We start from the raw sequence: 22,626 nt of genomic DNA on the forward strand, positions 1-22,626 counted from the left end.
AATTTATGTTCTTAAGTTTTATTCTTTTCTTTTCATTATAAATTTAATTACAAAATATGCTATTGCTCCAATCACTACTGCGAAGGGAAGTATATAGATTATTGAGATTACAAATGTCTCTAATGCTTTTCTAAAAGAAAACAAGGAATTTTTAAAGGCATTAGCTAGTTTTTCTCCAAAGGTGGTATCTGTAGTTTGTTGATTGGTTAATCTTTCTACTTCTTCAATATTGACTTCAAAGGTACTGAAATCTACTTTATCATCAATATTCATGAGATTAGTCTTAAGTTTTTCTTTTTCATATATGGTTTCGCTGAGCTCATTTTCTAACTTAATTATATCTTCCATTTTTTCTGCTTTAGATAGTAGGGCTAAAATTCTTTCTTCTTTGACTTCAAGAACTTTCAATCTGGATTCAGTATCTCTATATTCACTGGTTACATCTTGTTTATTGGTACTTTCACTGATTATATTGCCAACACCATTAAGGCTGGATTTAAAAGAAGATATTTTATCTTTTGGAACTCTAATTAGATAGAAACCATTTCTATAGCTTTTATTGTTGTAATATTGGTTATAATCTATTTGAGAGTTTTCTACATAAGCATTGTGTTTAGATATTAAGGCATTCAAGTCCTTATTGGCTTTTTCAAATTCAGTAGTTTCAAGTTGTATATAAACGTTGGTGATGACTTTTTCAGGTTCTAGAGGACTAGCTTCATCGTTATTGTCACGTTCTTCTTTGCTTTCTTCGGTAGGAGCTAAACTCATTTCATTAGAAACACTTTGTTCACTTGATTTTTTAGAACCACAGCCTGTCAATGATGAAAGGATTAAAAATAATATAAGACCTAATATTAAATATTTTTGAAATTTTTTCACTATTTCCACCTCCTACAATCATTATATAAGGAAAACTAGAAAGTTTAAATTACAAAATAGTTACAGATTTTTGCATATTAAAAAGAAAGTTATTTATATAGTTGAGACATCTAAAAAGAGGAAATATGATATATTTGTAGAAATATATATTTTAAGAATAGAAAATACAAAGGGGTATGGCGTTTATGAGTGAAAAAGTAAAAATATTCATACTAGGAACTTATCATTTTGGAAACAGTGGAGAACATTTAGTAGATATTAACTGTAAAGATGTAATTACAGATCAAAAACAAGAGGAAATTAAAGAAGTAATACAAAAATTGGTACAGTTTAAACCAAATAAAATTGCAGTTGAGTTAAAGCAAGAAGATGAAAAACGGTTAAATGAAATTTATATAGAATATTGTAGAAACAATTTTGATGAATATAATGAAATAGTAAATTATGATAATGAAATTGTTCAATTAGGATTTAGACTAGGCAAGATGTTGAAACATACTAAAATTTATCCTATAGATCACATGATATATTTACCAGAAGAAGTATTTGAATATGCTGAAAAAAATTGTCCGGAATTTTACAAGGAATATATGAATAAAGCAAATGAATATGAAACAAGTACCAATGAGCATATAAGGAATAATACTATTGGAGAAAATTTAAAATATTTGAACAATCCTAAGCGTGTTGAAAAAGAACATAGTGATTTTTACTTGGGTTTAGCAAAAATAGGAGCAGGGGATAATTATTATGGAGCAGATATGTTAACAGAATGGTATAGAAGAAATCTTTTTATTTTTGGAAACCTACAGAATATATCTGAAAAAGGGGACAGAATTTTAGTGATTTATGGGGCTGGACATTGCAAAATACTTAGAGAGTTAGTTAAAGGATATAGAAAATTTGAGTTTGTTGATCCATTAAATTATTTATAAACCTTCCAAAGGGGTATAAACTTTACAGGAGGGGAAATATATGAGTGAATACGATTTTACATTAAAAGAGACTGATGGGAAAAATATATCTTTATCAGATTTTAAGGGGAAAAATATAGTGCTTTATTTTTATCCTAAGGATAATACTTCTGGTTGTACAGCAGAAGCTAGAGAGTTTAGAGATCTGTATGATGAATTTGAAAAATTAGATACTGTAATACTTGGAATTAGTCGGGATAGTTTAAAATCTCATGCTAAATTTAGGGGAAAAGAAAATCTGCCATTTTTGCTTTTGAGTGATGAAGATAAAAAAGTTCATGAATTGTTCAATGTGATGAAACTTAAGAAGATGTATGGAAAAGAGTACATGGGAGTAGAAAGATCTACATTTATATTTAACAAAGGAGGAGAATTGGTAAAGAAATTTAGAAATGTAAAGGCAAAAGGTCATGCAGAAAAAGTATTGGAGTATATAAAAGAAGAGTTGAAATAAATAAGAGTATTTAAAGCCGTATCTTAAATATAGAATTAGAGGAGGAATTTTAATGGATGTTTTATCTGCAATACAAGGAAGAAGGAGTATAAGAAAGTATAGTGATAAACTGGTAGAAGATGAAAAATTGTTAGGGGTTTTAGAGGCTGCAAGACTTTCTCCATCTGCAAGGAATCTACAGGAATGGAAGTTTATCGTTGTAAAAGATCCAGAAGTAAAAGAAAAACTTGTCAAAGCAGCTGATCAACCATTTATTGGAGAGGCTCCAATAATTTTAGTTTGTTGTGGAGAAAACACAAGTGGAATTATGAAATGTGGACAGCCACGTTATACTATTGATGTATCTATTGCAACTGCATATATGGTGTTGGAAGCATATGAGCAGGGATTAGGTACTTGTTGGCTTGGAAGTTTTGATGAAGATATGGTGAAAAAGACCTTGGATATCTCTGAAAATGTAAGGGTAGTAGCAATGACCCCACTAGGATATCCTTTGGAATCTCCATCTCAAAGACCAAGAAAAGAACTTAAAGAAATCATTAGCTATGACAAATATTAATGAAAAGAAGAGAATATGAAAATAAATTTTACTAAAAAATAATATAGACTATTGGTAGATATTGTTTTTGCATTAAAGGAAAATATAGTGAAGGATTTTACAAAAATGCATTAAAAACGTAAAAGCCATTGGAATGGAATTAATGATTAAATGAACATGAGATATATAGATAATGATATTTTTATTGACTGTAACCATTTTTTGTGATATATATTAAATATGCTTTAAAATGAAAGGGGTGGTGTTATATGACAAAAAAAGTGTATTTATATTTAAAAAAAGCTCATATGATGCTACCTATAGGTCAAAATTTAAGAATTTGATATATTTAACTGAAAACTTCAGTTTTTGTTGTGCCTTGGTAGTATCAGTACAAAAATACCAGGGTATTTTTATGCCCAAAATAGAAATGGGAGGCAGCAAAATTGAAGGAAAAATTAATTAAGCTTGGCTTAAATGATAGAATATTTAAAGAGTTCAAAGATAATTTTAGAGATTTATATTTAGGAAGAGTAGTAGCGGAATATAAGGGACTATATAAAATTGCAACAGAAGAAGATATTATATTGGCTCAAGTATCTGGAAAAATGGTTCACAATGTGGTTAGTAAGAGCTCTTATCCTGCAGTTGGCGATTGGGTAGTGGTTGATAGAACAAGTAATAGTACTGGAAATGGACAAATACATTGGATATTTCCTAGAAAAAGTGTTCTTTCGAGAAAAGTTGCAGGAAAACAGTTAAATGAACAAATAATAGTTTCAAATATTGATACCATCTTTATTTGTATGTCTGCAAATAAAGATTTCAATCCAAGAAAACTTGAAAGGTATATAAGTATTGGATGGAATAGTGGAGCAATGCCAGTGATTATAATCACAAAAATAGATTTAAATCATGATATAGAAAATATAAAAAATGAAATAGCTAAAATAGCTATAGGATTAGAAATTATATACTTTAGTTCTATTACGGGAGAAGGGTTTGATGAATTAATTAAATATACTACTTCGGGAAAAACTATAGCATTTATTGGCTCATCTGGAGTTGGAAAGTCTACACTTATAAATGTACTACTTGGAGAAAACAAACAAAAAGTTAATGACATTCGGCTAGAAGATGATAAGGGAAGGCATACTACGACTCATAGAGAATTGATGGTATTGCCAAATGGCTGTATGGTTATTGATACTCCAGGGATGAGAGAAATTCAGCTTTTAGATGAAAGTGCAGGAGTAGATGATTCTTTCAAAGATATATTGGAATTAGCAAAAAAGTGTAAGTTTTCCGATTGCAGACACGACAAAGAGCCTGGTTGTGCTGTATTAGCTGCTATAGATGAAGGAATAATTTCAAAACAAAGATTGGATAGTTACAATAAATTAAAACGTGAGACTGAATATATAAAAAGAAAGCTTAACAAAAAATCTAAATCGAAGTAAAGAGATGTTGGAATTTTACGTTAGCTTTGGTGCTGATATATATTTATAATAGAAGGTAAAAGATTTTTTAAATCAAATGGGATTGAAAATTGGGAAATAAGACATGGGACTCATTATACGACGAGGAGGATTGCAATGAATAAAGAGAATATTTATTCAACTTCTATAGAAGGTTTCACTATAAGATTTGCAACTATAGATGACACTAAATTGATTCTTCAATTTATAAAGGATTTGGCTGAATATGAAAAGCTTTTAGATGAGGTCACTGCTACTGAGGAAATTCTTAAAAAATCTATATTTGAAAAAGGACAAGCTGAAGTTGTTATTGGAGAGTACGATGGAGAAGCAGTGGGATTTGCATTGTTCTTTCACAATTTTTCAACTTTTTTGGGTAAAGCAAATTTGTATTTAGAGGATCTTTTTGTTAAGCCTGAAATGAGAGGAAAAGGATTTGGGAAAGCGCTTCTATCTTTTTTAGGTAAAATTGCTATAGATAGGGATTGTGGCAGACTTGACTGGTGGTGTCTTGATTGGAATACTTCATCTATTGAATTTTACAAGGAAATGGGTGCAAAGCCAATGTCAGATTGGACTGTATATAGAGTAGAAGGCCCAAAACTTAAAGAACTAGCTGACAAGCTTTGATAAATTTAGATTAGAGGTGAATTTACTTGCTGATAGAAAAGGCTAAAAAAGAAGATACCATGTCTATTCATAGTATTTCAAAAGAACTCAATATAAAGTATATAAAAAATAGGGAAAATGGAGTTTTATTGAGGATAATACCTAAAGAATTTATAGAGGACAATATTGAAAATTTTATAGTTGCCAGGATTAATAAAGATGTTGTAGGATTTTTGTGGTTTAGTACTGAATACCCTAAGGATATGCTTGAATATACTGAATTGAAGGCAAATATAGATGGTTGTATATATAGTGAACAGATAGGTGTTAAGAGAGAATTTCAAGGGCAACATATTGGAAAAGAACTGTATAGATTTTTAAAAAATAAATATAATGATAAGGGAATATTGGTATTTGTAAATACAGCTCCAGAAAAAAATATAGCTTCATTGTCTTTTCATAATAGCATAGGATTTAAAACAGTTGGAGAATTTTATAGAGAGGATTTTTGTGGATTTAAAGATTATAAAGCTAATTTGTTAAAGCTATAGAAAGAACATGCTTATATACAAAAAATGAATTTTGGGGGGTTTTTTATGCAATATAGAAATTTTACTAAGGATAATCTGAAGGTGTCAGCTCTTGGTTTTGGATGTATGCGTTTTCCAATACTAGACAATGATTCTAGCAAAATAAATAAAGAAAAAGCTATAGAAATGGTTAGATATGCCATAGATAATGGAGTCAATTATGTTGATACAGCTTACCCTTATCATCAAGGCAATAGTGAGTATGTAGTAGGTAAAGCTCTTAAAGATGGTTATAGGGAAAAAACATATTTGGCAACGAAACTTCCTGTTTGGTTGACAAATAGCTATGAAGATTTTAACAAATATTTAGATGAACAACTATGTAAACTTGATACAGATTATATTGATTTTTATTTATTGCATAGTCTAGATAAAAGATCCTGGGATAAGATTAAGAGCTTAGATGTTTTGAAATTTTTAGATGAAGCTAAGAAAAGTCGAAAAATTAAATATGCAGGTTTTTCATTCCATGATGAATTAGATGTATTTAAAGAAATTGTTGATTCCTATGACTGGGATTTTTGTCAGATACAATTGAATTATTTAGATAGAGACTATCAAGCTGGGGAAGAAGGGCTTAGATATGCCCATGAAAAAGGTCTATCTGTAGTTATAATGGAGCCTGTGAAGGGCGGGAAATTGTCAAAGCCATCAGACGAAATTAAAGCCATATGGGATTTAAATGATATAAAAAGAACTCCTTCTGAATGGGCTATTAGATGGGTATTAAACCATGATGAAGTATCAGTTATGTTGAGTGGTATGTCTATTATGAATCAGGTAAAGGAAAATATACAAACTGTTTCCAGTACTCTACCTAATTCTTTAAAGGAAACAGAGCTTAAATTGATAGATAAAGTTACAAGCGTTTATAAGAAAAAGATTAAAGTTGGTTGTACCGGTTGTGAATACTGTCTTCCTTGTCCACAAAACGTGAATATTCCAGATATTTTTGACATATACAACAGTGTATATGTCTTTGGGGTAGAGGAAAATTCTAAAAAAATATATAAGTCTTATATAGAAAAAGAAATGGATGCTTCTAGATGTGTAGAATGTGGAAAGTGTGAAGCTATTTGCCCTCAAAATATTGAAATAAGAAAACATCTTAAAGTGGCTCACAACATTTTAAGTGAATAGATTCATGATTTTATGTCTTTCTTAAATCTATGGTGAGAATAATTTTTTTGGGGTAATATATTATTGAACGAGAATGCAAAGGAGTTGATATATTGTTAAATTTTAATTATTCTATACCTACAAAAATTTTTTTCGGGAAAGGTCAAATTGAAGTATTAGGAAAACAAATAAAAGAATACTCATCTAAGGTGCTTTTGACTTATGGAGGTGGAAGTATCAAGAGAAACGGTGTTTATGATGATGTTGTGAGAGTATTAAAAAGCGAAGGCATTGAGTTTTATGAATTAGGAGGAATAGATCCAAATCCAAGAATAGATAGTGTGAGAGAAGGCATTAAAATATGTAGGGAAGAAGGAATAGATTTTATTTTAGCTGTAGGTGGAGGAAGTACCATTGATTGTTCTAAAGTAATAGCTGCTGGATATTATTATGATGGGGATCCATGGGATTTAGTCATAGATAAAGCTAAAATAGAAAAATCTCTTCCAATAGGTGCAGTACTTACTTTAGCTGCTACAGGTTCAGAAATGGATTCAGGAGCAGTCATAACTAATATGGAGACCAAACAGAAACTAGGGGTAGGTCATCCATCTATGGCACCTAAATTTTCCATATTAGATCCAACTTATACTTTTACAGTACCTAAAAGCCAGACAGCAGCTGGGGTTGCTGATATTATGAGTCATACTTTTGAAAATTATTTCACTTTAAACGATGGTGCTTATTTACAAAATAGATTGGCAGAAGCAGTTCTGAAAACTTGTATCAATTACGGGAAATTAGCTATTGATAAACCAGAAAACTATGAAGCAAGAGCAAATATCATGTGGGCTTCAAGTCTTGCTATAAATGGTCTTTTATCTTATGGGAAAAAACCAGTATGGAGTGTCCATGCTATGGAACATGAGTTGTCTGCACATTATGACATAACTCATGGAGTAGGGCTAGCGATACTTACCCCCCATTGGATGGAGTATGTTTTAGATGATGAAAGAGTAGATAAATTTGTTGAATATGGTGTTAATGTATGGGAAATTGACAAAGATAAGGGTAAATATGCTATAGCCCATGAGGCTATAGATAAAACAAAAGAATTCTTTATTTCTTTGGGAATACCAATGAGTTTAAGAGAAGTTGGTATAGGAGAAGAAAATCTAGAAAAAATGGCCAGAGCAGCTATATACCATAAGGGTGGAACGGTAGGAAATTTCAAACCATTAATTTATGAGGATGTACTAGAAATATATAAAGCTGCTTTATAAAAAAGGCTTCCATTGAAAACATTTAAAATCAAAGTAGCCTTTTTTGAAACCTATTTAGGAAAGTTTTATATTAAAGAAAACTAGAACTTTCCTATGTGTTATAAGAAATAGTTTTGTATAAAAGATGGAGTGAGTATTGATTCTCACTCCATCTTTTTCCACGGAAGATGTAACTTCTTTGTAACCCAATCATGTGACAAAAATAGTATCCTGTATATAGGATGACAAAACAAGACATGAGGTGACATAGTATGAGAAATTCAAGAGGATATAAAATCGAACAAAGAAGGAGACAGAGGAGAAGAAGAAGATTTTTAACGTTTACGTTTTTAATTGTATTTATCCTATTTATAGGAATAGGTATTGACATAGGAAACAAACTAGTGATGAGATCTGCAGAGGCAGAAGAAGTAGAACTAAAAAAGAAGGAAATAAAAGAGGAAAAGGAAGAATTAAAAATTCCTGCCAAAAGAAAGATAGTATTGAAGGAAGTAAAAAAAGAGGACAAGTCCAAGGATAAGCCTAAAGAAAAAACTGAAGTGAAAGAGCAAACTGCTAAGGAAAATACAAATCAAAACAATATTACTCAAAAGGAAGAAAAAAATCCTAAAGAAGAAAATGAAAAAAAAGAAGATATAGTTGAACAAGCTCCAGTTGAAGAGAAAACTAATAAAAATAAAAAAATAGCTTATTTAACTTTTGATGATGGGCCCTCAAAAAATGTCACTCCTCAGATATTAGATATATTAGATAGATATAATATCAAGGCAACTTTTTTCACCATTGGCTATTTAGCAGAACAGAATCCAGAGTTAGTAAAAAGAGAATATGAAAGTGGACATGCCATTGGAAATCATACTTATTCTCACAATTATAAATATATATATAAAAGTACCGACAATTTCATTGCCGATTTGGACAAGTCTGAAAAGGTTCTAAAAAATATATTGGGAGAAGATTTCAAGACAAATGTCATCAGATTTCCAGGTGGTTCTCATGGAAACAAGAAAAAGCCTTTTGTAAAAGCTGTGGAAGCTAATGGAATTCCATATGTTGATTGGAATGCACTAAATGGAGATGCAGAAGGACACAATATACCAAAGGATAAATTAGTTCAAAGATTTAAAAGTACCGCAAAAGGAAAAGATAAGCTTATAATACTTATGCACGATGCAGGTGCTAAAAAGACTACAGTTGCTGCACTTCCTGAGATTTTAGATTATTTGATAAGTCAAGGGTATGAGTTTAGAATATTTGATGGAAAATAAATTAGTAATATAATAAAATATGATTAAATAAAAATGTATTAGAGGTGATTGTTCATATGATAACAACTACAACACCAAGTGTTGAAGGCAAGAAGATAGTAGAATATAAGGGAATTGTATTTGGAGAAGTGGTTTCTGGTGTCAATTTTTTAAAGGATTTTGCAGCTGGACTTAGCAATTTCTTTGGCGGAAGATCGAATTCTTATGAGGGTGAATTAATAGAAGCTAGAGAAGCGGCTATAAGAGAAATGGAGGACAGGGCTGCCGAAATAGGAGCCAATGCAGTAGTTGGAGTTGATATAGACTATGAAGTATTAGGTCAAGGTGGAGATATGCTCATGGTGACAGCTTCAGGAACAGCGGTAATAGTTGAATAAAATAAAAATCAGACAAGATTTCTTGTCTGATTTTTATTTGTCATAGGAGTATATAATGTCATTATAGTATTTTTTATATTTGATTTTTTCAATATTAAGCTTTAAATCTTCTCCAGTTCCTTGAAATTTAAGGGTTCTAGTATGATTTTCTGATTTCTCTGGTATAGTTTCAACAAGTTCCACTTTTTCTCCATCCATATATAAATATACTTTGCTTAACAATGTGTCTTTATCTGTGGTAATAGTTATATAGGTATTGCCTTCTTTTTCGTATACATTGTTTATCTCAATATCTTGACCAAGAATCTTTATATTTTTAGAAGTATCTTTAATTAGATGAATATTTTCATGTACATCATATTCTCCAGAAAAAGATATAAGTTTTAATTGCAAATTTTTAGTATCTGTTGGTATAGCCTCAAATCTGACATCAAAGTTAATTCCTTTCATATTTGTAGATATTCCAGAGCCTTCCCATGCAATTTCTTTCCCATCAACTATCAATGCCATTTCAATATCATTTGGCATAATTCTATTTTTATTTATATGATCTAAACCTAATTCTATGATATTTTGGATTTGTCCTTTAACTATTGTAGTAGTAGGTGAGGCTATTAAAGATTTCACTTTTATTTGTCTTTGATCTAATTTAATTTTTTTATTTAATGATATTTTTAAGCTTTTTCCTACAGCTTGATTTCTATCTATTTTAAATTTAATGTCTCCATATTCTATATCTCCGTTTTCATGGATGTAGCTTAAATTTACTTTCATAGTTTTCTCAGAGAGTTTAGGAGCTTCATGAGTTGAAATAACCCATTTCATCTCTGTATTGTTTTTATTTGCATCTCCAGAACCACCATAAGTAAATAATTTGTCCTGCATATTAGTTATGCTAATATGTGTATTTGAATCAACATCCATTACATTTTCATCAGGAGAATATAAAGTATAAAACATTACCATAGTGTTATTGTCAAGCATTATGGCATCTAAAGTAAATTTTACACCATTAGAAAAAGTATGAGATTTGTCTATTGTTTGCCCTTTTCCCAATTGATTTAGTTCTTTAAGGGTACCATTCATTACATTTTCATATCCAACCAACTTCTTGCCATAAAAGGCCAATGTGTCCATATTATATCCTAAAAGCAAAACTGCCAATATCAAGGCAGCGACTTTACCTTTAATATTTTTTTTCTTTTTATTTGGGGTACTTTCTAAAGCAGAACGTAGTGTTGATTCTATATCTATAGGTATTTCCAAACTATCTATTTCTTTTTTACCTTCATACAAAAGTTTTTCAACCTCATTCAATCGAATCACCTCCAATGGATTCTCTCAAATTTTCTATTCCAATGCTAATTCTTGATTTGACAGTTCCTATAGGAATTTTAAGTATTTCAGATATAGTTTTATAATCTAAATCAAGAAAATATTTAAGCTTTATTGCCTCTTGTTGTTTTTCACTTAATTTAGAGAGATGTTTTTCTAATACTATTTGATTTTCAGATTTGTCATAGGTTTCATATTGGGCTTCGGTTTTTATTTCATCTAAAGGGATTAGTTTGTTATCTTTTTTTAATTTGTTTTTACATAAATTGACCAGTATGGTTTTACTCCAACTATAGAAGGCTTCTTCTTTTTTTAGTTTTGACATGTTTTCATACAGTATGACAATCATGTCTTGCATAGCATCTAATGCATCATCTTTGTTTTTCATATAAACATAAGCTAATTTATAATAATCGGCTTCATGTGCCATAACAAGCTGCAACAGGGCTTCTTTATTCCCTTTTTTTGCTTTTTTAATTAACAATTCTGTTTCCATTTTCTCACCTGCCTATATATAAGAGTATTATATCCTACAAAATGTTCATTTTATATTTAAAAAATAAATATAGTTGCAATATTGTTAAAATGTATTTTACATATTAATCGTTAAGTGATATGATGAAGATATAAATAAAAATTGAATAATCAATCAAGGGGTGCTTATATTGATAGGCTGAGATTGGAATGTTATTCCTGACCCTATGAACCTGATTTGGGTAATTCCAACGGAGGGATATGTTTTTTTATGCTTATTTTGAATAAAAACTGTATGTATCTGTTGGCGTACAGTTTTTTTATTTTTTGAAAGGAGAGTTGAAGATGGAAGTATATAGGATAATTGATGCAAATATAAACAGGGTTTCAGAAGGAATTAGAGTCATAGAAGACATAGAAAGATTTGTATTTGAAAATAGAGAAATTTCCAAAGAACTTAGAGATATTCGTCATTTGGTCAGGAAAAGTTTTAAAAATTCTGAACTTTTAAGAAATAGAAGTTCAAATACAGACATAGGATTTCAAATATCTCAAAAGAGTACATTGGACGAAAAGAATGATATTGAAACTTTACTTATATCAAATTTCAAAAGAGCAGAAGAAGGAATTAGAAGTATTGAAGAATGTTTGAAAATTTTAGGGCATTATGAAGAATCAAAGATATATGAACAAATTAGATTTAGAGTATATGGTTTGGAAAAACGTATTTTTTCTAGTACATTGCCTGATACATGCATCTATGGTATCACAGGAGAAAAATTTTCAAAAGGAAGGACCAATATTGAAGTAGTAAGAGAAATGATTGAATCAGGCATAAAGATTATTCAATATAGAGAAAAGGACAAATCAAAAAAAGAGAAATATGAAGAGTGCAAAATTATACGAGAAATGACAAAAAAAGCAAATGTTACTTTTGTTGTAAATGATGATATGGATATAGCTATGCTAGTTCAAGCTGATGGCATACATGTGGGGCAGGATGATATACCTATTGAAGAAATAAAGAAGATTGCTCCAAATATGATTGTAGGTGTTTCAACTCACAACAAAGAACAAGCTATAGAAGCAGTGGAAAAAGGCGCAGACTATATAGGAGTTGGACCAATATTTGATACTTCTACAAAGGAAAATGTAGAGAAATCGGAAGGACTTAAGTATTTAAAATGGGTTTCAGAAAACATAAATATTCCCTATGTAGCTATTGGAGGAATAAAAAAAGAAAACATATTAGATGCAAAAATTCATGGAGGAAAGTGCTTTGCAATGATATCAGAGTTAGTTGGTTCTTTAAATATGAATGAAATAGTTTTATCTATAAAAAAAATATTGAATGAGGGGGAATTTTAAATGAATTATACAACACAAATGGATGCTGCAAAAAAAGGTATCATCACAGAAGAAATGAAGATAGTAGCTAAAAAAGAGAATATGGATGTCGAGCTTTTGAGAAAAGGCATAGCTAGAGGCAAAATAGTTATACCAGCCAATAAAAATCACAAATCTTTAAATCCAGAAGGAATAGGAGAGGGTCTTAAGACTAAAATAAATGTCAATTTGGGTATTTCCAGGGATTGTCCAAATGTAGATAAGGAACTTGAAAAGGTAAAAGTAGCAATTGATATGAATGCAGAAGCTATAATGGACTTGAGTTCCTTTGGAAAGACTGAAGAGTTTAGAAGAAGATTGATTGATTTTTCTCCAGCTATTATAGGTACTGTGCCTGTATATGATGCAGTTGGATTTTATGACAAGGAACTAAAAGATATAACATCTAAAGAGTTTTTAGATGTAGCTAGAAAACATGCTGAAGATGGGGTGGATTTTGTCACAGTTCATGCAGGCATAAATAGAAAAACTGCTGAAGTTTTCAAGGAAAACAAAAGAGTCACAAACATAGTATCTAGAGGAGGTTCATTGCTTTATGCATGGATGGAACTAAATGACAAGGAAAATCCTTTTTACGAATATTTTGATGAACTTTTAGATATATGTGAAGAGTATGATTTGACATTGAGTTTGGGAGATTCTTTAAGACCAGGAAGTATAGAAGATGGAACTGATTCCTCACAGATAGAAGAACTTATTGTACTTGGAGAATTAACTAAAAGGGCTTGGGAAAGAAATGTACAAGTTATGATAGAAGGTCCAGGACATATAGCTATAAATGAAATAGAGGCTAATGTTTTATTGGAAAAGAAATTGTGCTATGGAGCTCCATTTTATGTGTTGGGACCAATAGTTACAGATATAGCACCAGGATATGACCATATTACTAGTGCTATTGGAGGAGCAATAGCTGCAAGTGCTGGAGCGGATTTCTTGTGTTATGTAACTCCAGCTGAACACTTGAGACTTCCAGATTTAGAAGATATGAAGGAAGGAATCATTGCTACAAAGATAGCTGCTCATTCAGGAGATATAGGGAAGGGTATTTCCAATGCAAGAGAATGGGATTTAAAGATGAGTCATGCAAGAAGAAAATTGGATTGGGAAGAGATGTTTGAATTAGCAATAGATGATGAAAGGCCAAGAAAGTACAGAAAAGAATCTACTCCAGAATTTAAAGATAGTTGTACTATGTGTGGAAAGATGTGTTCAGTTAGAAATATGAACAGGATAATGGAAGGAAAAGATATAAATATTTTGAGAAGTGATGATTAATTTTATAGGGGGCTTTTGTATGGAGATGAAGAAAACTAAAAAATTGACTATGGCTGCAATGTTTGTAGCTATAGGAGTTGTACTTGGAAATATAATATATATTCCTGTTGGAGTATCAAAATGTTTTCCAATACAACATGCTATAAATGTATTAGCAGCTACTATTTTAGGACCTGCATATAGTGTGATGATAGCTTTTTCAATATCTTTATTGAGAAATATATTGGGAACAGGAAGTCTTTTAGCTTTTCCTGGGAGTATGATAGGCGCACTATTGGCAGGAATGATATATAAATATACTCAAAATGTCTATAAGGCTTCTATAGGAGAAGTATTTGGTACAGGAGTTATTGGAGGAATGATGGCATTTCCAGTAGCAAAATATTTTATGGGCAAAGAAGTAGCTACTTTCTTTTTTGTATATCCCTTTATATTAAGCAGTGTTGGTGGAAGTATAATAGCTGTTGTTTTGATAAAGGTTCTAGATAAATATACAAAAACTCAAGCAAGAGCAAATGAGGAGAAATAAAATGGATATTGATACTATTGGAGAGCTGTCAAATAAAATAAAACAAGAAAAGCCTTTAGTTCATCTTATTAGCAATAGTGTCACAAGTAATGATTGTGCCAATATAGTTTTAGCCATGGGCGCCTCTCCTATTATGGCAATGGATTCTAGAGAAGTAGAAGAGGTGGTTTCTAAGGCTAAAGCATTGGTACTAAACATTGGTACTATAGAAAAAGATGTAGCTAGATCAATGATATTGGCTGGGAAAAAAGCAAATAGCTTAAATATCCCTGTTGTATTAGATCCAGTGGGAGTGGGAATATCAAAATTAAGACAAAATATTGTAAGAGAAATCCTTGAAAATGTTCATATAGCCATTATAAAAGGAAATCAAGCAGAAATAAAGATATTGTATGGTCTCAGGGCAAATTTCAAAGGAGTAGACTCTGAAGATAATGATAGTATAGAATTTATGGCAGAAATATCTCAAGATCTATCTAAGAAAACCAATTCTGTAGTAGCCGTAACGGGAAAAGTTGATGTAATAAGTTCACTAGATGAAACTATATACTTATACAATGGACATGAGATGCTAAGAAGTATAACAGGAACTGGCTGTATGGGAACTGCTTTAGTTGGAGTATTTTCAAGTGTGACAGATAATGTGCTGAATGCAGCAGTGGCAGGCATTTATTCTTTAAATAGAGCAGGAGAAATAGCATATGAAAAAACTAAAAGTTTTGGGGGAGGGAGTGGAAGTTTTAAAGCAAACTTAATAGATGCAGTTTACAAAACATATGAAAAGCAGTAGATTGAATTCTACTGCTTTATTTATATTCATAAAAAAATTTGATATAATGAAAATATATTTTTAAATAGATATTGAAGTGAGGTGTTTTTTTGAAGATTTTAAGGCAAATGGGAATAATATTTGGTATTTTATTTGGCAGCCATATATTGCAAAAATCTCTGGGATTACCTATTCCAAGCACAGTCATAGGAATGATTATATTGCTTATATGTCTTCTTTCTGGAGTAATAAAACTTGAAATGATTGAGGAGGTAAGTAAATTTTTGTTGGATCATTTGATTTTCTTTTTTATACCAGCAGGTGTTGGAATAATGACTTCAGTAGATATGATAGGGGACAAGTGGTTATCTATATTGATAGTTATTGTTTTATCTACAATAATAACTATGGTTGTTACTGGGCTTACTGTACAAGCTTTAGCTAAAAAAAGTAAGAAAAAGTTAAAGGGGGAGAATGTGAATGATTAAATTTTTAGATACTCCTCTTTTTGGCATTTTGATATCAATTCTTGCTTTTGAAATTGGAATTTTTATAAATAAAAAGACAAAGTTGTCAATTTTAAATCCAATTGTCATTGCAGAAGTTTTAATAATAGTTTTTATGATTGTATTTAATATCGACTATGAGGTATACAATAAAGGTGGAAGCATAATATCTTTCTTTTTAGGACCAGCAACAGTAGTTCTTGCAGTTCCTCTATATAAGCAAATTGAGAAATTGAAAGAAAATGGGTTGCCTATAATGGTAGGAATAGCAGTAGGTTGTATAACTGCAATAACAAGCGTATATTTTTTGAGCAAATTGTTCCATCTAGATGAAGTGCTTACATTGTCGTTGTTGCCTAAATCAGTAACAGCTGCTATTTCAATGGAAGTTTCAAGCCAAATAGGTGGTATTCCAGCTCTGACGGTGGCTGCAACAGTTGTTACAGGTATAACGGGAAATGTTTTATGGCCTTATATATCAAAAGTATTTAAAATAGAAAATGATGTGGCTTCTGGCATTAGTTTGGGAACATCTGCCCATGCATTGGGTACTGCAAAAGCCATGGAGCTTGGAGAAGTAGAAGGAGGAATGGCTTCATTAGCTATAGGTGTAGCAGGACTTGTCACTGTGATTTTAGTTCCTATACTGGCAAAACTGTTATTTTAGACATTATTTTAGAGTCTATTTCGGGACTCTAAATTTTTTTGAAAAATCAACACAAAGAGAAATTTTTATGATAGAATGATTGATATTATTGTTTTATGGAAGGAGTTATTTAAATGAGTTTCAACAAAACTAAAGACAAGGATTTTTATAAAGCGATGTTTGCTATTGCGTTTCCGATTACATTGCAAAATTTAATTGCTTCATCTGTAAATATGATAGATACTCTTATGATTACGAGCCTTGGAAAAGAAAGCCTTGCTGCAGTAGGACTTGCCAATCAAGTGTTTTTCTTTTATTCAGTGATAGTATTTGGTGTGGCTACTGGTTCAGCCATATTTATAGCTCAATTTTGGGGGAAAAAGGATGTTTTGAATATAAGAAGGATATTGGGATTATCTCTTTTGATTAGTTGTATTATTGGAATAATATTTACAGTCAGTGCATTTTTTGTACCTACTAACATAATGAAAATATTTACTAAAGAATTAGAAGTGGTTAATTTGGGAAAAGATTACTTGAAAATAGTATCTTTAAGCTATATCATAACTTCCATAAGCTTTTCTTTTGGTGTGGCTTCAAGAAGTATAGGGGATGCAAAGATGCCTATGGTTGCAAGTATTATATCTTTTTTGACTAATACAGTTTTCAATTATTTACTTATTTTTGGGAAATTTGGTTTTCCAGAATTGGGAGTTAAGGGGGCAGCTTATGGAACTCTTATAGCTAGAATAGTTGAAGTGGCCCTCATTTTGTATGCGGTATATTCAAGTGATGGACCTTTGGCAGGAAATTTTTCTGAACTATTTAGTTGGGATAAAAATTATGTGAAAAAGTATTTTAAAACAGCTTATCCAGTTATTTTAAATGAAACATTCTGGTCTTTAGGAAATGTCATGTATTCTATTGCTTATGCAAAAATTGGCACAGGGGCTACAGCTGCTGTTCAAATCACAAGTACGGTGCAAAATATATTTTTAGTATTTTCTCGAGGCCTTGCCAATTCCTGTACTGTAATGGTTGGAAACAAAATAGGGGAAGGAAAAGAAGAAGAAGCAGTAGACTATGCCAACAAATTTTTGAAAATATCTGGTATATTGGGAGTTTTTCTCGGCATCATATTATTTTTTACAACGGATTTTGTACTTATGCTATTTAGAAATTTACCCGAAGATTTGTATGAAATCTCTAAAAGCATGATTATAGTATTGGCTATTTTCTTACCTATAAAGATGTTTAATGGAAATTTGATAGTAGGAGTTTTTAGAGGTGGTGGAGATACAAAGTTTTCCATGATGGTTGAAATGGGAGCAGTTTGGGCAGTTGGAGTACCGTTAGCGTTTTTAGGTGCAACAGTATTTAAACTCCCAGTTTATTTGGTATCTGTACTTGTAAATATGGAGGAAGTAGTGAAAGCTATAATTGGAATTCCAAGGGTTGTATCTAATAAATGGGTACAAAATGTAGTTGAGAATATGTAATAAAAAAATACTGATTTTATCAGTATTTTTTTTATCTAATTTTACTGAACAAATTTGTAAGATATATATAATTGAAAATTAAGAAAAGTGTGATATTATACTTTGTTAAAAGAAGGTTATTAAATATGGGTTATGACAACAATGATGAGAAAGGGGATAAAAATGGAATCTACAAATGAAAAAACTCATGGTTATGTATGGATTTTTTTGATTTGTCTTATTGCAATTTTTTTTATATCTTTTTTTATTGGACGATATCCTGTTTCTATCGAATTGTTGTTAAAAGTGTTTTTTTCTAAGATATTTCCAATATCCAAAACTTGGCCAGACACTATTGAAACCATAGTATTTCAAATAAGACTTCCAAGAATTGTTGGAGCAATGCTTGTTGGTGCTTCTCTATCTGTATCAGGGGCAGTATATCAAGGTATGTTTAAAAATCCTCTGGTTTCTCCTGATATATTGGGAGCTTCTGCAGGTTCTGCCTTTGGGGCAGCTCTTGCTATATACTTATCTTTCAGTATTATTGGAATACAGATATGTTCTTTTATTTTTGGACTTATAGGAGTGCTTCTAGTATATTTAATCAGCACAAAAGTCAAAGAAGATCCTCTTATTGGTCTTGTGATTACAGGAGTGTTGGTAGGTTCTATATTTACTTCTCTTACTTCTCTTATAAAGTATATTGCAGATACAAATGACAAATTGCCTACTATAACTTTTTGGCTTATGGGTAGTCTTTCAAGTTTCTCTACAAGGGATATAAAGGCAATTCTTGTTCCAATATCTATTGGAATTATTCCATTATATATTTTGAGATGGAAATTGAATGTCCTTTCATTGGATGAAGATGAAGCTAAAACCTTGGGCTTAAATACTGGTAAGATTAGAGCTATTGTGATAATATGTTCGACATTGATGACTGCTGCTTCTGTTTCTGTAAGTGGAATGATTGGATGGATAGGGCTTGTCATTCCTCATTTAAGCAGAATAATAGTTGGTCCAGATTATAGAGTGTTGCTTCCTACTACTATATTGTTAGGTAGTTCATATCTACTTATGATTGACAATATTTCAAGAACTCTTCTGACGGTAGAAATACCTCTAGGAATACTCACTTCTCTTATGGGGGCACCTTTTTTTATATTTTTACTACTTAAAAATAAAAGGAGTTGAAAAGATTGCTTGAGGTAAAAAACTTAAGTTGTGGCTATAAAGATAAAATTGTTTTGAAAGATGTATCTTTTACCGCAAATCCTGGAGATATACTTTGTATATTGGGTTCAAATGGATCAGGAAAATCTACTCTTATAAAGACTATAATAGGTTTGTTGGACATTTATGAAGGTGAAATATTTGTAGATGGTGAAAATACAAAAGATTGGCCTTGGGAGCAAAGGGCAAGAGCAATAAGCTATATACCTCAATCATTTAACTCCACATTTCAATACAAAAGTATAGACATAGTATTGATGGGGAGAACATCTTATTTGGGATTTGCTTCATCTCCTTCTAAAGAAGACGAAAAAATTGCAGATGAGGCTATGGAAAGACTAAAAATATCCTACTTAAGAGATAAAGTTTATTCAAAGCTTAGTGGTGGCGAAAGACAATTGGTCAAGATTGCTCAAGCTTTAGCTCAAAGGTCAAATATAATCATAATGGATGAACCTACAAACAACTTGGATTTTGGAAATCAAATAGTTTTATTTAAACATATTAAACAATGTGCTGATTTAGGTATAACAATACTTATGGCTACACATTTTCCAGAACAGGCTTTTTTATATGGAACTAAGGCTCTTTTAGTGAAAGATGGGAGAGCTATTGAGATTGATAGACCAAATGAAAATCTGACAGAAAGTGAAATTCAAAATCTATATTGTGTAGAAGTAAAAGTTGTGGAACTTGATGTAGAAGATAAAACCATAAAAATGTGTTTACCTATTCTTTAGAATACAAATAAAAAGGAGTGTTTTCATATGTTTAAAAATAAAAGATTCATATCATTAGTCATTATTTTTATTTTAATATCATCTTTATTGTTTGGATGCAATCACCAAAAGACCAATGGAGAAGTTAATGCCAATGAGAGCTTAGAAGTTGAAGATATGGCTGGAAGGAAGATTTCCATACCTGCTAAAGTGGACAGAATATTTTCAGTTGATCCTGTGGGAACAATTCTTTTGTATTCATTAAATCCCGACAAAATGGCTGGGTGGAATTATGAATTGAGGGAAGGAGAAAAAAGATTTATAGGAGAAAAATATCAAAGTTTGCCTAATTTGGGTGATGCTGGAAAAGAAACTATAAATATTGAGGAACTTTTGAAGGTAGATCCAGAAGCATTGATAATGGTGACTAAGATAGATGACTCAACTTTATCCAAGGTAGATGAACTAGAAAAGCAAACAGGTAAAGCTATAGTTGTTTTGGATTATAACATGAAAAGGCTAGATGAAGCATATGAAATTCTTGGAGAAATTATGGATGAAGAGGACAAGGCAAAAGAATTGGCAAAATACTGTAAGAAAACCCTCGATGAGATAAGGAAAAATTCATCTAAGATAATTGAAGAAAAAAAGATGAATATATATTATGCAGAAGGGCCAGATGGACTTCAAACTGAACCTGCTGGCTCCTGGCATGTTCAAGTTATAGATATGATAGGTGGTAGGAATGTAGCACAAGTTGAAGTGAAAGGAGAAAAGGGAAAGTCTGAAGTATCCATTGAGCAAGTCTTGGCTTGGGATCCTGATATAATCATTTCTTGGGATGATGAAAGGGGAGGGTATTATTCAGAGATTTATAAGGACTCAAATTGGAAGGATATAAAGGCAGTTAAGAATAGAGAAGTATATGAGATACCAAACAAACCTTTCAACTGGTTTGATAGACCACCATCTATCAATAGAATACTTGGATTGAAATGGTTGGGGAATTTACTATATCCTGATGTATATAATTATGATATGAGAAATGAAGTAAAGGAATTTTATGATAAATTTTATCACTATAAACTTTCAGAAGATGAAATAGATGAGCTTCTTCAAAATTCTACAAGGCACTAATTCTTTGTATATAAAGGTATTATGGATATATATAAATACATCATTGTAATTAGAATGAATAGGTGATAATATGAATATACATAAATTCCTGATTGTATAATAAAATTATATGTAATTATAATTCGACAAATGGATGAATATAATTTAGTTTATTAAAAATATGATGAGGTGAGAAAATGGGATGTAGAATAGTTGCGGATAGTAGTTGTGACTTAAGCGATGAGCTAAAAGAGAAAATGGACATTGGTCTAGTTCCACTAAAAATAGATACAGAAAATCGAAGCTTCATAGATGATGAAAATTTAGATATTCATGAGCTTTTAACTGCTATGAAGGATAGTGAACATGGTGTAAAAACTTCATGTCCTTCTCCCAACGATTTTCTAAAAGAATACGAGAAGTCAGATAATACATTTGTAGTGACCTTGTCTTCTAAATTGAGTGGTACCTATAATAGTGCAGTTCTTGCTAAAAATATTATGTCTGAAGACAATGATAAGTTTATTCATGTATTTGATTCTAAAAGTGCTTCAATAGGAGAAACTTTAGTTAGCATGAAAATATTTGAATTGATACAAAAACAATATGATAAATTTGATATTGTGACTAAAGTAGAACAGTATATTGATGAGATGAAAACTTTTTTTGTATTGGACAATTTAGATAATTTAATTAAGGGTGGAAGATTGACTAAAATTGCAGCTCATATTGCTTCTTTTCTATCTATAAAGCCTATTCTAGGCTCAGATGGAGATGGAGATATTAAGTTGTATGATAAGGCGAGGGGTAGCAAAAAAGTTTTTAGGAGATTTGTTGAAGTGGTGGGAGAAGAAGGAAGTGATTTTGAAAATAAAGTTCTTGGAATAGCTCATTGCAATGCGCCCGAAGTAGCATATGAGCTTAAAGAGCAATTTCAAGAAAAATATCATTTTAAGGATATAATAGTAGTTGAAACGGCGGGTCTTAGTACTGTTTATGCTAATGACGGGGGAATAGTCATAGCATTTTAATACGAAAACATGGAGGTGTTTATATGAAGGAAATAGTTTTGGCAGGTGGATGTTTTTGGGGTGTTGAAGAGTACATGTCAAGAATAGATGGAGTGGTAGAAACAAAAGTAGGTTATGCCAACGGTATGAAAGAAAACCCTACTTATGAGGAAGTTTGCACAGGGCTTACAGGTCACGCAGAAGCTTGCTATATAAAATATGATGAAAATATAATATTTTTAAGTGAGTTGTTGAATAGATTTTGGAGAATAATCGATCCTACTTCATTAAATAAGCAAGGAGGAGATTTAGGTCATCAATATCGAACAGGAATATATTATATAGATAAAGAAGATTTAGATACAATCGAAAAGAGTTTTAAGGAAATAGAGAAAAAGTATGAAAAAGCTATTGTGACTGAAGTTAAACCTTTGAGTTGTTTTTATGCTGCAGAAGAATATCATCAGAAATATTTAAAAAAGAACCCAAATGGCTATTGCCATATAAATCTTGATGCATAAAAAAATGCCTATGGAAATTTCCATAGGCATTTT

General features: G+C 31.1%; 25 protein-coding genes and 1 riboswitch. Of the genes, 22 read left to right on the top strand and 3 right to left on the bottom strand.

Translation table 11 applies throughout. The features are described from left to right. Positions 1 to 18: 18 nt before the first annotated feature. A complete protein-coding gene (locus tag BUA21_RS06030) occupies positions 19 to 882 on the bottom strand; it encodes a DUF4349 domain-containing protein (protein ID WP_072743910.1) in 864 nt (287 codons plus the stop codon). Between the two features lie 185 nt (positions 883 to 1,067). Between BUA21_RS06030 and BUA21_RS06035 the strand changes: the two genes are divergently transcribed. The 10 genes from BUA21_RS06035 to BUA21_RS06085 all read left to right on the top strand — a co-directional run bounded on the left by BUA21_RS06035 (position 1,068) and on the right by BUA21_RS06085 (position 9,572). Further along, on the top strand, positions 1,068 to 1,817 hold the full coding sequence (locus BUA21_RS06035) for a DUF5694 domain-containing protein (protein WP_072743911.1): 750 nt from the start codon (positions 1,068 to 1,070) through the stop codon (positions 1,815 to 1,817). Between the two features lie 40 nt (positions 1,818 to 1,857). Further along, positions 1,858 to 2,310 (top strand): thioredoxin-dependent thiol peroxidase, encoded by a 453-nt coding sequence (bcp, locus tag BUA21_RS06040; protein WP_072743912.1) that lies wholly within the window; start codon positions 1,858 to 1,860, stop codon positions 2,308 to 2,310. A 52-nt stretch (positions 2,311 to 2,362) separates the two neighbouring features. Continuing rightward, positions 2,363 to 2,869, top strand: a complete 507-nt coding sequence (locus BUA21_RS06045; RefSeq protein ID WP_072743913.1) for a nitroreductase family protein — start codon at positions 2,363 to 2,365, stop codon at positions 2,867 to 2,869. A gap of 425 nt (positions 2,870 to 3,294) precedes the next feature. Further along, the gene (gene rsgA, locus BUA21_RS06055; protein WP_084604181.1) at positions 3,295 to 4,308 is read left to right on the top strand and encodes a ribosome small subunit-dependent GTPase A; all 1,014 of its coding nucleotides are present in this window, start codon (positions 3,295 to 3,297) and stop codon (positions 4,306 to 4,308) included. A 135-nt stretch (positions 4,309 to 4,443) separates the two neighbouring features. Further along, positions 4,444 to 4,956, top strand: a complete 513-nt coding sequence (locus BUA21_RS06060; RefSeq protein ID WP_072743915.1) for a GNAT family N-acetyltransferase — start codon at positions 4,444 to 4,446, stop codon at positions 4,954 to 4,956. Between the two features lie 26 nt (positions 4,957 to 4,982). Continuing rightward, positions 4,983 to 5,486, top strand: coding sequence for a GNAT family N-acetyltransferase (locus BUA21_RS06065; RefSeq protein WP_072743916.1), 504 nt, complete (start codon positions 4,983 to 4,985; stop codon positions 5,484 to 5,486). 45 nt (positions 5,487 to 5,531) lie between these two features. Further along, the gene (locus BUA21_RS06070; protein ID WP_072743917.1) at positions 5,532 to 6,665 is read left to right on the top strand and encodes an aldo/keto reductase; all 1,134 of its coding nucleotides are present in this window, start codon (positions 5,532 to 5,534) and stop codon (positions 6,663 to 6,665) included. 92 nt (positions 6,666 to 6,757) lie between these two features. Continuing rightward, entirely contained in the window at positions 6,758 to 7,927 is a 1,170-nt protein-coding gene (locus BUA21_RS06075) for an iron-containing alcohol dehydrogenase (protein ID WP_072743918.1), read from the top strand. Positions 7,928 to 8,178: 251 nt separating this feature from the next. Next, positions 8,179 to 9,195: a polysaccharide deacetylase family protein gene (locus BUA21_RS06080; protein ID WP_072743919.1), complete on the top strand. Its 1,017-nt coding sequence runs from the start codon at positions 8,179 to 8,181 to the stop codon at positions 9,193 to 9,195. A gap of 56 nt (positions 9,196 to 9,251) precedes the next feature. Continuing rightward, positions 9,252 to 9,572 carry a putative heavy metal-binding protein gene (locus BUA21_RS06085; RefSeq protein WP_072743920.1) on the top strand — a complete coding sequence of 107 codons (321 nt, stop codon included), beginning with the start codon at positions 9,252 to 9,254 and terminating at the stop codon, positions 9,570 to 9,572. A 33-nt stretch (positions 9,573 to 9,605) separates the two neighbouring features. On the opposite strand, the gene BUA21_RS06090 is transcribed toward BUA21_RS06085, so the two are convergent. Both BUA21_RS06090 and BUA21_RS06095 read right to left on the bottom strand, forming a co-directional pair. Beyond that, positions 9,606 to 10,889 carry a DUF4179 domain-containing protein gene (locus BUA21_RS06090; RefSeq protein WP_072743921.1) on the bottom strand — a complete coding sequence of 428 codons (1,284 nt, stop codon included), beginning with the start codon at positions 10,887 to 10,889 and terminating at the stop codon, positions 9,606 to 9,608. After that, complete coding sequence (locus BUA21_RS06095; RefSeq protein WP_072743922.1) at positions 10,882 to 11,403, bottom strand: RNA polymerase sigma factor; 522 nt, start codon at positions 11,401 to 11,403, stop codon at positions 10,882 to 10,884. Before BUA21_RS06095 ends, BUA21_RS06090 begins: the two co-directional genes overlap by 8 nt. A 146-nt stretch (positions 11,404 to 11,549) precedes the next feature. Next, a riboswitch (TPP riboswitch) is annotated at positions 11,550 to 11,660 on the top strand. Between the two features lie 66 nt (positions 11,661 to 11,726). On the opposite strand from BUA21_RS06095, the gene thiE reads away from it, so the two are divergent. The 12 genes from thiE (at position 11,727) to msrA (ending at position 22,593) form a co-directional block, all read left to right on the top strand. Beyond that, positions 11,727 to 12,749 carry a thiamine phosphate synthase gene (gene thiE, locus BUA21_RS14465; protein WP_084604183.1) on the top strand — a complete coding sequence of 341 codons (1,023 nt, stop codon included), beginning with the start codon at positions 11,727 to 11,729 and terminating at the stop codon, positions 12,747 to 12,749. After that, positions 12,750 to 14,063, top strand: coding sequence for a phosphomethylpyrimidine synthase ThiC (gene thiC / locus BUA21_RS06105; protein WP_072743923.1), 1,314 nt, complete (start codon positions 12,750 to 12,752; stop codon positions 14,061 to 14,063). It abuts the gene before it with no gap. Between the two features lie 19 nt (positions 14,064 to 14,082). Continuing rightward, positions 14,083 to 14,592 carry an energy coupling factor transporter S component ThiW gene (gene thiW / locus BUA21_RS06110; RefSeq protein WP_233242613.1) on the top strand — a complete coding sequence of 170 codons (510 nt, stop codon included), beginning with the start codon at positions 14,083 to 14,085 and terminating at the stop codon, positions 14,590 to 14,592. 1 nt (position 14,593) lies between these two features. Then, complete coding sequence (thiM, locus tag BUA21_RS06115) at positions 14,594 to 15,382, top strand: hydroxyethylthiazole kinase (RefSeq protein WP_132996170.1); 789 nt, start codon at positions 14,594 to 14,596, stop codon at positions 15,380 to 15,382. 89 nt (positions 15,383 to 15,471) lie between these two features. Beyond that, complete coding sequence (locus BUA21_RS06120) at positions 15,472 to 15,849, top strand: CidA/LrgA family protein (protein WP_072743925.1); 378 nt, start codon at positions 15,472 to 15,474, stop codon at positions 15,847 to 15,849. Beyond that, positions 15,842 to 16,534 carry an LrgB family protein gene (locus tag BUA21_RS06125; RefSeq protein ID WP_072743926.1) on the top strand — a complete coding sequence of 231 codons (693 nt, stop codon included), beginning with the start codon at positions 15,842 to 15,844 and terminating at the stop codon, positions 16,532 to 16,534. The genes BUA21_RS06120 and BUA21_RS06125 overlap by 8 nt, the downstream gene beginning before the upstream one ends. Positions 16,535 to 16,647: 113 nt before the next feature. Next, entirely contained in the window at positions 16,648 to 18,012 is a 1,365-nt protein-coding gene (locus BUA21_RS06130) for an MATE family efflux transporter (protein WP_072743927.1), read from the top strand. Between the two features lie 162 nt (positions 18,013 to 18,174). Further along, entirely contained in the window at positions 18,175 to 19,188 is a 1,014-nt protein-coding gene (locus tag BUA21_RS06135; protein WP_084604184.1) for a FecCD family ABC transporter permease, read from the top strand. 5 nt (positions 19,189 to 19,193) lie between these two features. Beyond that, positions 19,194 to 19,967: an ABC transporter ATP-binding protein gene (locus BUA21_RS06140; protein ID WP_072743929.1), complete on the top strand. Its 774-nt coding sequence runs from the start codon at positions 19,194 to 19,196 to the stop codon at positions 19,965 to 19,967. A gap of 27 nt (positions 19,968 to 19,994) precedes the next feature. After that, a complete protein-coding gene (locus BUA21_RS06145) occupies positions 19,995 to 21,083 on the top strand; it encodes an ABC transporter substrate-binding protein (RefSeq protein ID WP_072743930.1) in 1,089 nt (362 codons plus the stop codon). A gap of 176 nt (positions 21,084 to 21,259) precedes the next feature. After that, the gene (locus tag BUA21_RS06150; protein ID WP_072743931.1) at positions 21,260 to 22,093 is read left to right on the top strand and encodes a DegV family protein; all 834 of its coding nucleotides are present in this window, start codon (positions 21,260 to 21,262) and stop codon (positions 22,091 to 22,093) included. A 23-nt stretch (positions 22,094 to 22,116) separates the two neighbouring features. Beyond that, positions 22,117 to 22,593 carry a peptide-methionine (S)-S-oxide reductase MsrA gene (msrA, locus tag BUA21_RS06155; protein WP_072743932.1) on the top strand — a complete coding sequence of 159 codons (477 nt, stop codon included), beginning with the start codon at positions 22,117 to 22,119 and terminating at the stop codon, positions 22,591 to 22,593. The last annotated feature ends 33 nt before the right edge of the window (positions 22,594 to 22,626 follow it).

Source organism: Sporanaerobacter acetigenes DSM 13106 (assembly GCF_900130025.1).
Classification (GTDB): domain Bacteria; phylum Bacillota; class Clostridia; order Tissierellales; family Sporanaerobacteraceae; genus Sporanaerobacter; species Sporanaerobacter acetigenes.